Origin of the sequence: Phytohabitans maris, assembly GCF_031085175.1 — a bacterium.
GTDB lineage: Bacteria > Actinomycetota > Actinomycetes > Mycobacteriales > Micromonosporaceae > Phytohabitans > Phytohabitans maris.
This window is the reverse complement of the sequence record NZ_JAVHUY010000046.1, coordinates 25,996-40,271: the sequence shown is the minus strand read 5'-3', so window position 1 is coordinate 40,271 and position 14,276 is coordinate 25,996. Positions and strand designations below refer to the sequence as shown.

Below are 14,276 nucleotides of genomic sequence, written 5' to 3'. Positions count from 1 at the left end.
GCCGAGATGGGGTCAGGTCATCGCGTCCGGGTCGTACGCGCCGGGTGGCAGCCCGAAGGTCCAGCCGATCGCGTCGCGGGGGACGGTCTGGTCGGGCGGCACCCGCAGCACGTAACGCTTGACGGAGCCGTCCGGCTCCGGCGTCGAGTTCATCACATCGACCAGCGTGATGTCCTCGCCGGCGTTCGGGTCCGGGATCCGCCAGAGCGTGCCGTAGCCGTCGGTCGCGACCCGCCGCGCGCCGCGGGCGTCGAGGAGGCGCTCGTACCCCAGCCGTTCGGCCACCGCACGGCGGACCTCGGCATTGGGCTCGGCGAGCCACTCCTCAGCGGTCCACGCGCCGTCGATGACGCCGCGCGGGACCAGGACGCCGCGCCAGGCGTACAGATCCCAGCCGTCGCGCCAGGCGATCGCCGGCCCGTCGGCGCAGTGCGGACGGGGGCGATGCGGAGCCGGCCAGTCCACCACCAGCCGCACCGGCCGTTCCACCATCGTGCAGTGCCGCGCCGACGGCCACCAGGTCCAGCAGGAACGGGCGGCGGCGATGACCGGGTCCAGGACCGCGGCGAGCCGGCCGGGGTAGCGGGCGAGCCCGGCCCGCCGGCACGCGTCCAACTCACCGGCCATCTCGGCCGCCAGCTGCGCCTGCCCGCGCATCATCCCGTACACGGCCTCCGTCGCGTACGGCCCACCGTACCGGAAGGGCTCGAACCCCTCGGCGCACGCGCGCCGGATCACTCCGTCGACCGGTTGGGTGTCCAGCAACGGGGACCCGTGCGGAAACCAGCGGCGGGTGTAGGTGTAGCCCGCCTCCAGGGCGGAGACCGGCTTCGCCAACTGTCCTGGATGGACGGACGAGGCGCCGAAGACCCGCGCGACGGCGGCCCGCATCCGCAGCCCGCGCAGGCCCCTCGTGCCGGGAACGCCGTGCAGGCGCGCACTGACCTCGCCGGTCGTCTCCACCACCCGCCTGCCCTTCGCGAGGTACTGCGGTCGCTTCCAGAACGGCGGTGGGGCGTCGAGGAGTGCGCCGACCGACGCGCCGACGGAGTCCCTGATCCGCTGCGGCAACCTCGCCCACCCCTGCGCGGAGTGGAGCTCTTCGACGAGGCTTTCGCGGCTGCCGGACCATGTCCACTGTGCCCAGAAGCTCACCAGCAGGCCGCTCAGGGGCGAGTCGGTCCAGACGAACACCGGCGGTGGCAGGCGGTGGAGGCGGTACAGCTCGCCGACCGCCGCCTCGGCCGCCGCGCGGTCGGCCGGCTCGGTGGACAGCAGCGCGGCCCGCCAGTTCGCCGCCGCCTCCTCCCGCCACGAGGCCGGCGGCTGACGCCGTCGGCGGAACACCACCTCAGTCCGCGACGGTCCGCGGCCAGGCGGCCGGCTGATACTCCCGCTGGCGGATCACCTGGTACGCGCCGGCGGGCAGCACGATCGGGTCGTGCTCCTCGTGCACCAGCCGCGCCGGCCCGCCGGCGATCCGCAGGAACCGCTCGCCGCGACCCTCCAGCAACTCCGCGTGCGGCTCGCGGATCGCGTGCCGGTGCCCGGTCGCCTCGCCGTGCGCCAGCACCACCGCCCCGTCTTCGCGCGCCACCGGCGTCAACCCGTCGGGCAGCCGCTCCACCGCGACCACCAGCACGTCCCCTTGCCGGTACTGCGAGCCAGCCATGCCGCCAGTATGCAACGCCGGCGCACCGCACCCATCGCCGTGATCGGCCGCCGCTGATCCCTCGCCGCGGACGGAAATTCCGTGCCGGTCTGGAGCCGCGGTGGCTAGCGTACGTGGATGAGCACCATCCCGATGGCCGGGCTACGACTGCGCTTCTTCACCGATCCGGGCGAGTTCCTCGCCGTGGCGGGCGACCACCTGGCCGCCGACCCGGTGGTCAGCACCGTCGTGACGACGGCCACCCATCGCGTACTGTCGCAGCGGAGCGCGGGCATCGCACAGTCCGACCGCAACTGGTGGCTGGTGGTCAGCGACCGTTCCGGTGCGGTGGTCGGGGCCGGGATGCGCTCGGCGCCGTTCACGCCCTACCCGCCATTCCTGCTGCCGATGCCGGACGAGGCGGCCGTGGCGCTGGCTCGCGCGTTGCACGAGCGTGGCGAGGAGGTGTTCGCGGTCAACGGGGCGCTGCCCGCCGTCGAGCTGTGCGCCGGTGAGCTGGCCCGGCTGGGCGGGGGCCGGGTCGAGGTCAGCCAACACACGCGGCTGTTCGAGCTCGGTGAGCTGGTGCCGCCGGCGCCGGTACCCGGTGGGTTGGTGGCCGCGACCGAAGACGACCTGGACCTTGTCACGGAGTGGTTCGCCGCGTTCGTCGGCGACGCCGACGAACAGGCGGGCCGCCCGCGTGGCGCCAGCGCGCACGAGATGCCCGACCGCGGCGAGATGCTGCACCGCGTCCGGTCCGGCCGGTTGTGGTTTTGGGTCGACGCGACCGGGCAGCGGGTCCATCTCACCGGGGCCAACCCGCCGTCGTTCGGGGTAGCGCGGGTCGGCCCGGTCTACACGCCGCCGGCCCACCGCGGGCGCGGCTGGGCCAGCAACACCGTCGCGGAGGTCTCCCGCCGGATCCAGGCCGAGGGCGCCCGGGCCTGCCTGTTTACCGACCAGGCCAACCCGACCTCGAACAAAATCTATACCGCCCTCGGCTACCGGCCGGTGGTCGACATGGCAAACCTCGTCATCGTCCACTGAGGCCGGACGCGGCGGCGGCCCGATCACAGGCCAGACGTGCTGACGGGTTCTCGTCGGGAACGCCCGGGCTGCCCGCCGCCTGCCGCACGGCAGCGATCAGATTGGCCCGCTCCAGGTCCAGCGTCCGCCACGCGGTCGCGGTGTACCAGCCCAGCGCATGGGCAAGCGCGGCCGCCACCGCTGGGGCGCCGCGTTCCCGCTCGGCGAGGTCGCGGGCGTACTGGCGCAGGAGATCGTGCATCCGGTACCGGCCGGGCGTGGGCGTCTCCAGCAGTTGAGCGTCGACAAGCCGCTCCAGCACCCGTTCGGTGACGTGCTCGGCCCGACCGAGGAGCTCTGCCGCGACCGGCACGGCCACGTCCGGCCCGTCCGGGACGCCGAGTAACCGGAACGCCATGGCGGCCCAGGTGTCCATCTCGTCGCCGCTCGCGACCAACTGCTGGTACGAAACATCGAAGCTGGTCTGTACGCTTGCCTCGGCGAGCTGAAGCTCGTCGAGGCGCCGCCGAGCGTCCGCCAACCGCTCGGTCAGCGCGGCCACCGTCCATCCCGGTCGCGCCGCCAACCGGGCACCGGCGATCCGCAGCGCCAGCGGCAGCGAGCCACACCAGCGGATCAGCTCGGCCGCCGCCTTGGGCTCCGCGGCCACCCGGTCTCGACCGGCCAGGCGGGCGAGCAACTCGATCGCCTCCGCCGCCGGCAGAGTGCTCAGGTGCATGTGGGCGGCGCCATCGAGAGCGGACAGCGGGCGGCGACCGGTGACGAGGACCCGGCATTCCGGACCGGCGGGCAGCAGCGGGGCCACCTGTGCGGCGTCCGCGGCGTTGTCCAACACGATGAGCAGGCGGCTGCCGGCCGTCCGGGAGCGAAAGGCCGCGGCGGCTTCCGCCAGTGTCGTGGGGACGGCTGCCGGGTCCGTGCCCAGCGCGCGTAGGAACCAACCGAGTACGGGCAGCGGCTCCAGGGGCGTCAGCCCGGCGGTGGCGCCGTGCAGATCCATGTACAGCTGGCCGTGCGGGTACCGCGCGGCGAGTCGATGGGCGGAGTGAATCGCCAACGCGGTCTTGCCGACTCCGGGCATCCCGGCGATCGCCGTGACCGTCGGCGCCCCGTCGCCCGTGCGGTCGAGTTCGGCCAGCTCTGCTGCCCGGCCGGTGAACTCGCGAGCCGGAATCGGCAGTTGCCTCGGCACCGGACTCGGGCCGGGTACGGGCGCGGAGGCCGGCCGGGCCGGCGCGGGGCTCGGATCGCCGACGAGGATCCGCTGGTGTAGCTCCTGCAACTCCGGGCCGGGATCGGCGCCCAGCCCATCGGCGAGCCGCCGGCGCAGCCGCTCGTAGTACACCAGCGCGTCGGCCTGGCGACCGGTTCGGTGCCACGCGAGCATCAGCTGCTGAGCCAGCCGTTCGTCGAGTGGGTGCGTCTCGGCCCGGCCGGCCAACGCGGCGAGCACCTCGGCGTCGCGTCCACCGCGGAGCCGGAGATCGGCCAGGTCCAGCTCGGCGGAGTAGCGTTCCGCCTCGACGCTGTCCCGTGCGGCGTCGATCCAGGTCGTGTCCAGTCCGGCGAACGCCTCACCCCGCCACAACGCAAGTGCCTGGGTCAGCGCGGCCGAGGCGACCCGGTCGTCGCCACCGGCGGTCCGCGCCCGGTTCAGCAGAGCGCGGAAGTTGTGAAGATCCACGGCCTGGGGATCGACGGCGAGCAGGTAACCACCGGCTCGCCGGCCGAGGCCGACGTCGTCGCCGGCGTCGGCCAGCGCACGACGCAGGCGCGACAGGTAGCCGTACAGCGTCTCGCGGGCGCGCGCCGGTGCCCGCTCTCCCCAGACGCGATCGATGAGCTGGTCGACGGAGATCAGCGAATTGGCGTCGACCAGCAGGGCGACCAGTACGCACTGGCGTCGGGAGTGACCAACGTCGAGCCGCCTTCCGCGCAGGCGTGCCTCGACCGGCCCGAGCAGACGGAACTCCACAGCACAACACCCCTGGCCGACAAAGGTTTCGCAGGTGCTCCAGATCTACCAGCGACCGGCTTCAAGGTTGCTTCAAGACTCCTGCAAGGTCGTGGCGGCAATGTCTGTCCCGCTGGACCCGCAGCACGACAGTGAGGGCGACCGTGATCCGAACACTCGGCACACTCGCCGTCGGCGCCTTGGCGCTCGGCGCGCTGGCCTGGCTGGTGCGCCGGCGCGTCTTCGTGGTAACCGTCCGCGGCGGCAGCATGGAGCCCACCCTGTCCGACGGCGATCGGCTCGTCTGCCGGCGCGCAGGCATCGCCGCGGTACACCGGGGCGACATCGTCGTGCTGGAGCGGCCCGACACCGACCGGCACTGGACCCGCCCCCCGGTGACCCGCATCGGCAAGGGGCAGGAGCTGCTGGTCAAGCGGGCCGTCGCGGTACCCGGTGACCAGGTGCCTCGCAGCCTCGTGCCGGCACTCGCCGGACGGCCCGAGGACCGGGTGCCGCCGCGCTGCCTCGTGGTCCTCGGCGACAACGGCGCGCACAGCCTCGACTCCAAACGCCTCGGCTACATTCCCGCCGAGCGCGTGCTCGGCGTCGTGCGGCGCCGGCTGGGGACCACAACACGACGCGCTCGCCACAGCACGACGATCGAGGCATGACGGGCGGGAGCCGACGGCCCCGAGTCTCAGCCCGCCGACCGCGGGCCGACCACCGTCGCCGGAGGCTGCGCGGCGTACCCGCGCGCCTGGAGGTCGAACAACCGGGCGTAGTGGCCGCGCAGCGCCAGCAGCTCCGGGTGCGTGCCCCGCTCGACGACCTCGCCGCCGGAGAGGACGACGATAAGGTCGGCATCGCGGACCGTGCTCAGCCGGTGCGAGATCAGCACGCTGGTCCGCCCAGCGCGGTACCGTCGCAGCCGCTCGTGAATGTCGTACTCGGCCTCCGCGTCCAGACCTGAGCTGGGCTCGTCGAGGATCAGCAGGTCGGGGTCGTCGCGCAGAAACGCCCGGGCGAGCGCGACGCGCTGCCACTGGCCGCCGGACAGAAACACCCCCGTGTCCGGGTCGGCGCGATCGTCTTCGTCGAAGAACGTCCTGGTCAGCAGCGTGTCGTACCCCTTGGGCAAGCTGGCGAGGCCGTCGTCGATCCGGGCCCAGCGTGCCGCGCCGCGGACGCGGGCCTCGTCGCCGAGGGAAGCGAGGTCGCCGAAGCCGATGTTCTCCCGCGCGCTCAGCTCGTAGGTCATGAAGTCCTGGAAGACCGCGCCGATCCGGCGGCGAAGCTCCTCGACCGAGAGGACCCGCAGGTCGGTGTCGTCCCAGTGGACCGATCCCCGCGCCGGATCGTAAAACCGGCACAGCAGCTTGACCAGGGTGCTCTTGCCGGCGCCATTGAGGCCCACCAGGGCAACCGCCGCCCCGCGCGGGATCGTCAGGTTCACCCCGCGCAGCACCCACGGGTGCCCGTCGTCGTAGCGGAACCAGACGTCACGCAGCTCGATACCGCGCTGGAGCGGGGCGACCGGTGCGGGAACCGCCGCCAGCGGCAGGTCCGGCGCGGCCCGGACAACCGCCTGGTAGTGGTCGAAGGTCAGCACCGAGTGGTGGGCGTCCGCCGTGTCGCCGACGATCGTCCCGAGCGCCGCCTGGGTACCGGCGACCGCGGCGACGAACACGGACACGTCGCCGACGGTCAGCGCTCCACCGCGGGCTGCGCTGATCGCCCAGACCAGGCCGGTACCGGCGACCAGCGCGCCGAGCAGGCCGAGCAGGCCCTGCGTACCGAGCTCGCGGCGGTCCATCCGGCGGTTGGCGGCATGCACCGTCGCCAGCTCGCGCAGCATGCGCCCGCGCAGGAACCCACCGAGGCCGAACAGGCGTACCTCCTTGACGGCCTGGATGCTGGTGAGCAGCTGGGCGTAGAAGAACTCGCGACGCGTGCTGTGGTTGACCTGCCACAGCATGTCCGCCCGGCCGCGGCTGAGCGCCAGCTCAGCGCGGAGCGTCGGCAGCGCCGCGGCGGCGACCGCCAGCGCCATCCAGTGGCTGGTCGCGAGCAGCGTGCCGAGGAAGCCGGCCATCGTGATGGCGCCCTGAGCCACGCCGAGGCCGGTTCGCAGCAGCTGTCCGGGAGCCTGCCGCCCAGCGGTCTCCGCGAGCTGCAGGCGGCCGCGGAACGCGGGGTCCTCGAACCGGCGCAGCCCGACGAACCGGTTGACCGCGTCGTAGAGCTGCCGGTTGGCCAGGCGGGTCACGGACCGGCCCAGCTCGTTCTGGGCGTACCGCAGTGCGTGCGGGACGACCACGGCGAGGACTCCGACGGCCGCCAGCGACAGTGCGAAAGTGACTACTGCGCCGGAGCCGGCGTCGCCGGAGAGCCCGTCGATGACGAGTTTGGTGAGCCACGCGGCGGCGACCGGTAGCAGGCCCTGGAGGATCGTGAGCGCTCCTTGCGCGAGCACGCTGCCCGGCTGGGCGCGCCAGGCGAGCACGCCGGCGCGCCACAGTAGCCCGGCGACGGTACGGAGCCCGAGCCGGCCCGGACTCCGTACCGTCGATGGATCGATCACGACGCGAGCGACGTGAGGTGCGCCGTGGGCTGCTCGGGGAGCTGCCAGCCCGACGACGCGACCAGACCGTCGCGATCGAGGGTGGCGAACGCCGGGAACGCGCGGACCCCGAACGCATGGCTGACGGTCCCCTCGGTTTTGATGTCACGCTCGATGACGACCCGCGCGACCGGCTCGAGCTGCCGCAACAGTTCCTGGACGGCGGGCTGCTCGCCGATGACCACCGCGAGCGCCTGCGACCGCCCGCCGGGAAGGGCACCCGCTCTCTCGACGAAGCGCGGGGCCTGCTCCTTGCACGGCTGGCAGCCCGGGCTGAAGACCCCGATGAGCGTCTCGCCGGCGAGGTCGTCGCGGGTCACGCGCGTCCCGTCGGTCGTCGTCGCCGCGAACTCGGCCGGAGCCGCCCCCGCGCTCAGCATGACCTCGGGCTCGCCCGCCCCGCCGGCCGCGAGCAACTCGCTGTGCTCGCGGAGCCGGCGAATGACTCCGAAGGTCAGAATCAGGTTCAAGATCGCGACAGCGCCGATGACGACGGTCGCGCTGACGACGTAGGGCATGGGTGTTCGCTCCTTCCTGGCCCGGTGTCGTGATGGCGAGACGCCGGCTCAGCAGAGGCAGAGGGTCGCCGGGGCGCACGCCGTGCACTTGACGGTGCAGCCCGTCGTCACGTAGCACGTCCGCTGGTAGGCAAGGGGGCTGGTCGTCCCGCACCGGACGCAGTAGCAGAATTCGCTCCACGACTCCGGCGGGCATGCGGCCGCGGCGTCGGCCTTGTCGACTAGCAGAGCGAGCAGGCGGTCTGCCATCCCGTTGACGGATCTGGCGAGCAGGTCCATTGCGATTCCTCCTGGTCAGGTCGGGTTCGTGGTGTACAGGTCGATGACGTCGTCGAGCCGGACGAGGACCATGCCGCCGACGAGCCCGGCGGCCGCCGCGAGCACGGCACCGGCTGGCTGTGCCGGTCCACCCGCCGTGGCGAGGCCGGCCAGGCCGCCGGCGGCGACCGCGAGCAGCGCGGCGTTGCGCACGACGTGCCGGAGGCCAAGATTCGTCCCGGACGTCCCGAAGCACTGGCAGCGGGCTCGCACGCCGCGGTGGATCGTCGTGATGGTCGCGACCGTGACGGCGAGCAGCAGTCCCGCCGCGAGCAGAAAGCCGATGTCGGGAGCGACCACCATCGCCACCACGATCGCCGCCTCCGCGGCGACAACGGCTCCCGCGGCCGGTGCGGCGAGGCGAGGCGGCAGCAGCCGCAACTGCCGGACCGACCCGGTGAACGCGGAGAACGCCGGGCGGCTCCGGAGCTTGCTCGCCGCCGCGGCCACGAACACCACGCCGATCAGGCAGCGGCAGCCGATGACGAAACCGGACATCCCCGCCGTCCGCCTCACACGCAGCAGCGGATGTCCGACGGCCAGCACGCGCCGCAGATGACCGAGCAGGTGCTCTGCACGGTGCACCAGCGGTAGTAGGCAAGCGCTGCGGGACAGTCGCAGAAGCAGTACTGGGCGTAGCGCTCCGTCGGGCATGCGGCGGCGGCGTCGGCCCTGGTCACCAGCAGACCCAGAAGCCGGTCGCTGAGGGCGCCAACAGCTTGGATCATGGACTCCTCGCTTCCCGCGGATACGGGTCCCCCGGTCGTGGAGGCTGGTACGTAGCCGCGAAAGCGATGCTGCGGAATCGACCTTGGCGGAAACCTTGAGCGAACCTTGAGGCCACGCCGATGCGCGTTCCAGACGTCGGCCTCTGCCCCTGCGGGCTTGACCTTGACGCTGCGTCAACCCTCCATGCTGGCTGCCATGAGCATCCCGACGGCAAGCGCCCGCGCCCCCGGGCCCGCGATCCACGTGCGGGGCCTGGAGAGGTCGTACAAGCAGCTGCGTGTGCTGCGCGGTGTGGACTTCGAGGTGGCCCGGGGGACCATCTTCGCCCTGCTCGGCTCGAACGGGGCGGGCAAGACCACGGTGGTGAGGATCCTGTCCACGCTGCTCAAGGCCGACGCGGGGAGTGTCCGGGTCAACGGCTTCGACGTCGCGACGCAGGCCGCCGACGTGCGCGCGTCCATCAGCCTGACCGGGCAGTTCGCGGCGGTCGACGAGATCCTCACCGGGCGGGAAAACCTCGTCCTGGTCGCCAGGCTGAGGCACGTCAGGCAACCGGGCGCGATCGCGGACGAGCTGCTGAGGCGCTTCTCGCTGACCGAGGCGGGCGCGCGGAGGGTCGCCACGTACTCCGGTGGTATGCGCCGCCGGCTGGATATCGCGATGAGTCTCATCGGCACGCCACCGGTCATCTTCCTCGACGAGCCGACGGCCGGTCTGGACCCGCAGGCGCGCATCGAGGTGTGGCAGGCCGTCGAGGAGCTCTCCGAGCGCGGCACGACCGTGCTGCTCACCACCCAGTACCTGGAGGAGGCCGAACACCTCGCCGACCGGATCGCGATCCTCCACCAGGGTCGGATCATCGTCGACGGCACCCAAGACCGCACGACGACGTCGAACAAGTAGGTGGGGGACACACATGGCCACGCACTTCCTCGGCGACACCGCCGTCCTCACTGGACGGACCCTGCGCCACGTCACCCGCAGCCTGGACACCATCATCACGACCGCGATCACGCCGATCGCCATCATGCTGATGTTCGTCTACGTGTTCGGCGGCGCGATCGACACCGGATCGGTCTCGTACGTGAACTACATGCTTCCCGGTATCCTGCTCATCACCATCGCGTCGGGCATCTCCTACACCGCTTTCCGGCTCTTCGGGGACATGCAGGGCGGGATCTTCGAGCGATTCCATTCCATGCCGATCGCCCGGTCGGGCGTGCTGTGGGCACACGTGCTGACCTCGCTGGTCGCCAACGTGATCTCGCTCGTGCTCGTCTTCGGCGTCGCCCTGCTCATGGGCTTCCGCTCGGGTGCCGGGGTGCTGTCCTGGCTCGCGGTCGCCGGCATCCTCATCCTGTTCACCCTGGCGCTGACCTGGATCGCCGTGATCCCCGGCCTCACCGCGAAGAGCGTGGACGGCGCGAGCGCGTTCTCCTACCCGCTCGTCTTCCTGCCGTTCATCAGCTCGGCCTTCGTGCCCACCGGCACCATGCCCGGCCCGGTGCGCGCCTTCGCCGAACACCAGCCGGTGACCTCCATCGTCAACACGCTCCGCGGCCTGCTCACCCAGCAGCCGGTCGGCACCGACGTCTGGACCGCCCTCGCCTGGTGCGCCGGCATCCTCGTCGTCGCCTACGTCTTCGCCAACGTCTCCTACCGTCGCCGGATCTCCTGAGCCACCGGCGGCCGGGCTTGGGCGAGGATCAGAGCATGCTCACGATCGGTCAACTCGCGGCGTACGCCGGCGTCACGGTGCGGGCGGTGCGGCACTACCACCACGTCGGACTGCTGCCCGAGCCGGAACGGGACGCCTCGGGTTACCGGCGGTACGGCGCCACGGCGGTCGTGTCGCTCATCAAGATCCGCACCCTCGCCAACGCCGGCGTACCGCTGTCGCGGATCGGTCAGATGCTCGAAGCCGACGCGTCGACGTTCGCCGAAGCGATCCAACGGATCGACAGCCACCTGCGCGACGAGATCGAACGGCTGGAGACCAGCCGCAAGCAGATCGCTGAACTCACCGCCGGGGACACGCTGGCACTCCCGCCGGAGGTGATCTCCTATCTCGAACGGCTCCGCCAGATCGGGGCTTCAGAGCGGATGGTGGAGCGTGAACGGTCCGGCTGGATCCTGATCGCGGCTCGCTGGCCCGAGCACATGCGCGAGGTCATATCCGCGAAGCACGCGCAGCTCGACAACCCGCAACTCGTCCGGCTCTATCGGCTCCTGTCGGAGCTCCTCGAAAGCGGCGCGGACGACGACGACCCGCTCCTGGAGGAAGCCGCCGACATCATGGCCGACCTGCAGGAGCAGGCATACGCCGCCGGCGAGGGCTTCGGCGAACAGGTGCACGACGACCTGCCGTTCCACCTCCTGGACGCACTCGCCGTCGAGATCGACCCGCGGGCGCAGCGGATGCTGGACATGATGCGCGAGCGCGGCTGGGCCAGCTGGACCCGGCTGGAACGGCTGACCAAGCCACCCGAGTGACCGCACCGATGGGCTGTGATCGAAGCGCTGTAGCGAACCCAAAGGATTTGAGCTACCGCGACGTCCGCGGTGGTCCAGACCGTTGCGCGGGGTCCCCGGGGAAACGTGGAGCGCAGCGGAGCGTCTTCTTGGGGTGCGTTCCCGCGGCCTCACCCTCCGCGCTTCACGCCCCGACGCGAGACGCGTCGCTCCGCGGTCTGCTTTCGCGGCAGCAGTACGCGCGGGCGCTGCGCGACCGACTCGCCCAGGTCGACGCGCGTATCGCCGCCGTCAAGGACGCCGAGTCGGCACAAGGCCCTCTCCCGTTGCCGGCGCGCGCGGGGCCTTCTCCGGCAGCCGGTGGTCGCGCCGCGACCACGGCGGCGGATGGTCGCGGCGAGGTTCACGAGAAGTTTTCACGTCCAGCCATTGACATCGATGGCCGTTTCGTTACCAATGGGTAATGTGGTTAACACGGCCGTGTCCCCACTTTCACCAAAGATCGTAACTTTCATCGGAGATCCGTACTTCCACCGAAGAAAGGAGACATTTGATGTTCGGCATCAACGGCCGGCGTGTCGCGGCCGGGTCTGTCGCGGTCGCGATCGGTGGCCTGGGGGCCGTCGCCGTGCAGTCGCCGGCACGCGCGTCCGACTTCTCGGCGGCGTACACCTGCACCGCCCCGGTACTGGGCACGCAGAACGTCACGATCGACGGGTCGCTCACCGCGACGCCCAACCCGGCCGCGGCCGGCACCGTGGTCGACTTCGACCTGCACATCTCGCAGGTCAGCCTCACCGCCCCGGTCGCCATCAACTCGTGGACGATCACCGCGGACCTCGACGTCAGCGGCGCGGAGACGGCGCAGTTCCAGGTCAGCGGCTCCGGCGGCGGCGTTCCGGCGAACCAGCCGATCAGCGGTGACCTCGCCGGCACCTGGACCCCGACGGCGGCCGGCACCGACGAGATCCGCGGCGGTGACGTCACGGTCAACGCCAACGTCGTCCTGCTCGGCAACATCACCATCGACTGCACCCCCGACGAGCCGCGCCCGGTGGCGGAGACGCTCGCGGTGAGCTGACCCGTCAGCAAAAGGTGATCAGGACCTGTCCCGTACGCCGTCGCGGTGGCCACGGCGTGCGGGACGCCCTGATCACGCCGCGGGTCGCCGGGGTTTCGGTGAATCGCGCGCCCGCGGCGTTGCCAGGTGGCACCGTGAGCGGAGAGGAGCGCTGGAGGACCGATCGAACGGCGCGTTGGTGCGGGCGGCGAGGAGGATGGGCGATGGCCGGTCAACGGCGACAGGCACGCGGGTCAGCGGATACGACGAAGGTGCGGGAGCGGTACCAGCATCTTTTCGAGGGTGACGGTGGCGGCAGCCAGCCGATGCTGCACGAGCTGGGCATCGAGATCCAGGACTTCGGCGCCATGCGGCTGCTGCCGATCGCGTTGAGCAACGAGGTACGCGCCGAGTCCTGCCAAGCGCTCAACCGGATCCTCGCGGACAGCCAGATCCTGTACAGCCTCTACAAGAAGCACCACTGGCTGATGCGCGGTCTGACCTTCTACCAGCTCCACCTGCTGCTGGACAAGCACGCCGAGGAACAGCTCGAGCTGATCGACATGATCGCCGAGCGGGTGCAGACCCTGGGCGGCGTGGCGGTCGGCGATCCCCGCCACGTCGCCGAGATCACCACCGTCCCGCGGCCGCCCAACGGCGCCGAGGAGGTGTTTGCGATGCTGTCCCGCCTGCTGGAGGCGCACGAGATCGTCATCGCCAAGGTCCGCGACGCGATCGAGGCCACCGACCGCAGCGGCGACGCCGGCACCAACGACATCCTCGTCAGCGACGTGCTGCGCAGGAACGAGCTGCAGGTCTGGTTCATCGCCGAACACCTCGTCGACCAGCCCTGACCCGCACGCTGCGCTCAGCTCGCCGGCGCCGTTGCGGTGCTTTCGCGGGGGATCAGCCGGTGCGGCACCGTCTGTTCGCGTGGTGGGGTGCCCTCGGTGGACGCCAGCCGGGCGGCGAGCAGGTCGACGGCGATCCGGGCGAGCTCGACCTTGTCCGGCGCCACCGTCGTCAACGTCGGCACGGAGAAGCGGCCGTCTTCGATGTCGTCGAACCCGGCCACCGCGACGTCGTCCGGCACCCGCAGGCCGGCGTCGTGCAGGGCCCTCATCGCGCCCAGCGCGAGCGTGTCGTTGAAGCAGACCACGGCGTCGGGGCGGGCACCCGTGGCCAGCAGGGCGCGCATCGCCTCGGCGCCCTCGGCCCGGTGCCAGGCCGGTGCGGGGGCGACCAGCGTGTCGTCGCGGCCGAGCCCGGCGGCGCGCAACGCCTCGCCGTAGCCGGCCAGCCGTAACCGGGCGGTGGCCCCTTCGGCCGTGTCCTGGGCGCCGATCGCGGCGATGCGCCGGCGACCCGATCCCAGCAGGTGCGCGGTGACGTCCCGCGCGGCGGCGACGTTGTCGATCGCGACGTGGTCGGCCTGGCCGTGGGCGACCCGCTCGCCGAGCAGGACCATGGGCGTGGCCTTGGCGCCGGCGTCGAGGTCGGCGCCGCCCAGCGCCAGCGGGCTGAATATGAGCCCGTCGATCATGTGGTCGCGGATGCCCGCCGCCACCAGCCGCTCCTGCTCCGGGTCACCGTTGGTCTGGTCGATCAGTACGGTCCACTCGTGCTGCGCGGCGGCGCTGACCACGTGCTTGGCGAGCTCGGCGAAGTACGGGATGTCGAGCTCGGGAACGGCCAGCGCGATGATGCCGGTGCGGCCGCGGCGCAGGTTGCGGGCGTTGATGTTGGGCCGGTAGTCGAGTGCGGCGATGGCCTCCATGACGCGGGCGCGGGTGTCGGGCCGCACGTGCACGTACCCGTTGACGACGTTCGACACGGTCTTCACCGAGACCCCGGCCCGCTCGGCGACGTCCTTCAGCCTGTGCCGCACGGCCGTACCCTCTCTC

14 protein-coding genes and 1 pseudogene are annotated in these 14,276 nt (G+C 71.7%); 7 read left to right on the top strand and 8 right to left on the bottom strand.

Going from position 1 to position 14,276, the window contains the following annotated elements; all coding sequences use genetic code 11:
- Window positions 1-12 precede the first annotated feature (12 nt).
- Both RB614_RS35090 and RB614_RS35085 read right to left on the bottom strand, forming a co-directional pair.
- Window positions 13-1,347, bottom strand: coding sequence for a DUF6745 domain-containing protein (locus RB614_RS35090; protein ID WP_308717017.1), 1,335 nt, complete (start codon window positions 1,345-1,347; stop codon window positions 13-15).
- Between the two features lie 4 nt (window positions 1,348-1,351).
- The gene (locus RB614_RS35085) at window positions 1,352-1,672 is read right to left on the bottom strand and encodes a hypothetical protein (RefSeq protein WP_308717016.1); all 321 of its coding nucleotides are present in this window, start codon (window positions 1,670-1,672) and stop codon (window positions 1,352-1,354) included.
- 117 nt (window positions 1,673-1,789) lie between these two features.
- Between RB614_RS35085 and RB614_RS35080 the strand changes: the two genes are divergently transcribed.
- Entirely contained in the window at window positions 1,790-2,701 is a 912-nt protein-coding gene (locus tag RB614_RS35080; RefSeq protein WP_308717015.1) for a GNAT family N-acetyltransferase, read from the top strand.
- Here RB614_RS35080 and RB614_RS35075 read toward each other — a convergent pair.
- The gene (locus RB614_RS35075) at window positions 2,688-4,676 is read right to left on the bottom strand and encodes an AfsR/SARP family transcriptional regulator (RefSeq protein WP_308717014.1); all 1,989 of its coding nucleotides are present in this window, start codon (window positions 4,674-4,676) and stop codon (window positions 2,688-2,690) included. The genes RB614_RS35080 and RB614_RS35075 overlap by 14 nt on opposite strands.
- Before the next feature lie 143 nt (window positions 4,677-4,819).
- Here RB614_RS35075 and lepB point away from each other — a divergent pair, with 143 nt between their 5' ends.
- The gene (lepB, locus tag RB614_RS35070; protein WP_308717013.1) at window positions 4,820-5,326 is read left to right on the top strand and encodes a signal peptidase I; all 507 of its coding nucleotides are present in this window, start codon (window positions 4,820-4,822) and stop codon (window positions 5,324-5,326) included.
- 26 nt (window positions 5,327-5,352) lie between these two features.
- On the opposite strand, the gene RB614_RS35065 is transcribed toward lepB, so the two are convergent.
- From RB614_RS35065 to RB614_RS35050, 4 genes are all read right to left on the bottom strand, one after another.
- Entirely contained in the window at window positions 5,353-7,236 is a 1,884-nt protein-coding gene (locus tag RB614_RS35065) for an ABC transporter ATP-binding protein (RefSeq protein ID WP_308717012.1), read from the bottom strand.
- On the bottom strand, window positions 7,233-7,793 hold the full coding sequence (locus RB614_RS35060; protein WP_308717011.1) for a TlpA disulfide reductase family protein: 561 nt from the start codon (window positions 7,791-7,793) through the stop codon (window positions 7,233-7,235). The genes RB614_RS35065 and RB614_RS35060 overlap by 4 nt, the downstream gene beginning before the upstream one ends.
- Before the next feature lie 294 nt (window positions 7,794-8,087).
- A complete protein-coding gene (locus tag RB614_RS35055) occupies window positions 8,088-8,609 on the bottom strand; it encodes a MauE/DoxX family redox-associated membrane protein (protein ID WP_308717010.1) in 522 nt (173 codons plus the stop codon).
- 14 nt (window positions 8,610-8,623) lie between these two features.
- Entirely contained in the window at window positions 8,624-8,839 is a 216-nt protein-coding gene (locus RB614_RS35050; RefSeq protein ID WP_308717009.1) for a hypothetical protein, read from the bottom strand.
- A gap of 196 nt (window positions 8,840-9,035) precedes the next feature.
- Between RB614_RS35050 and RB614_RS35045 the strand changes: the two are divergent.
- The 5 genes and pseudogenes from RB614_RS35045 to RB614_RS35025 all read left to right on the top strand — a co-directional run.
- A pseudogene (locus RB614_RS35045) lies at window positions 9,036-9,713 on the top strand (ABC transporter ATP-binding protein); the annotation flags it as partial.
- 43 nt (window positions 9,714-9,756) lie between these two features.
- Complete coding sequence (locus RB614_RS35040; RefSeq protein WP_308717008.1) at window positions 9,757-10,518, top strand: ABC transporter permease; 762 nt, start codon at window positions 9,757-9,759, stop codon at window positions 10,516-10,518.
- A gap of 35 nt (window positions 10,519-10,553) precedes the next feature.
- Window positions 10,554-11,333 carry a MerR family transcriptional regulator gene (locus RB614_RS35035; protein WP_308717007.1) on the top strand — a complete coding sequence of 260 codons (780 nt, stop codon included), beginning with the start codon at window positions 10,554-10,556 and terminating at the stop codon, window positions 11,331-11,333.
- A 532-nt stretch (window positions 11,334-11,865) separates the two neighbouring features.
- Window positions 11,866-12,393, top strand: a complete 528-nt coding sequence (locus tag RB614_RS35030; RefSeq protein WP_308717006.1) for a hypothetical protein — start codon at window positions 11,866-11,868, stop codon at window positions 12,391-12,393.
- 251 nt (window positions 12,394-12,644) lie between these two features.
- Window positions 12,645-13,226, top strand: coding sequence for a Dps family protein (locus RB614_RS35025; RefSeq protein WP_308717005.1), 582 nt, complete (start codon window positions 12,645-12,647; stop codon window positions 13,224-13,226).
- A gap of 14 nt (window positions 13,227-13,240) precedes the next feature.
- Here the strand turns inward: RB614_RS35025 and RB614_RS35020 are convergent, their stop codons facing one another.
- The gene (locus RB614_RS35020) at window positions 13,241-14,260 is read right to left on the bottom strand and encodes a LacI family DNA-binding transcriptional regulator (RefSeq protein WP_308717004.1); all 1,020 of its coding nucleotides are present in this window, start codon (window positions 14,258-14,260) and stop codon (window positions 13,241-13,243) included.
- Window positions 14,261-14,276 lie beyond the last annotated feature (16 nt).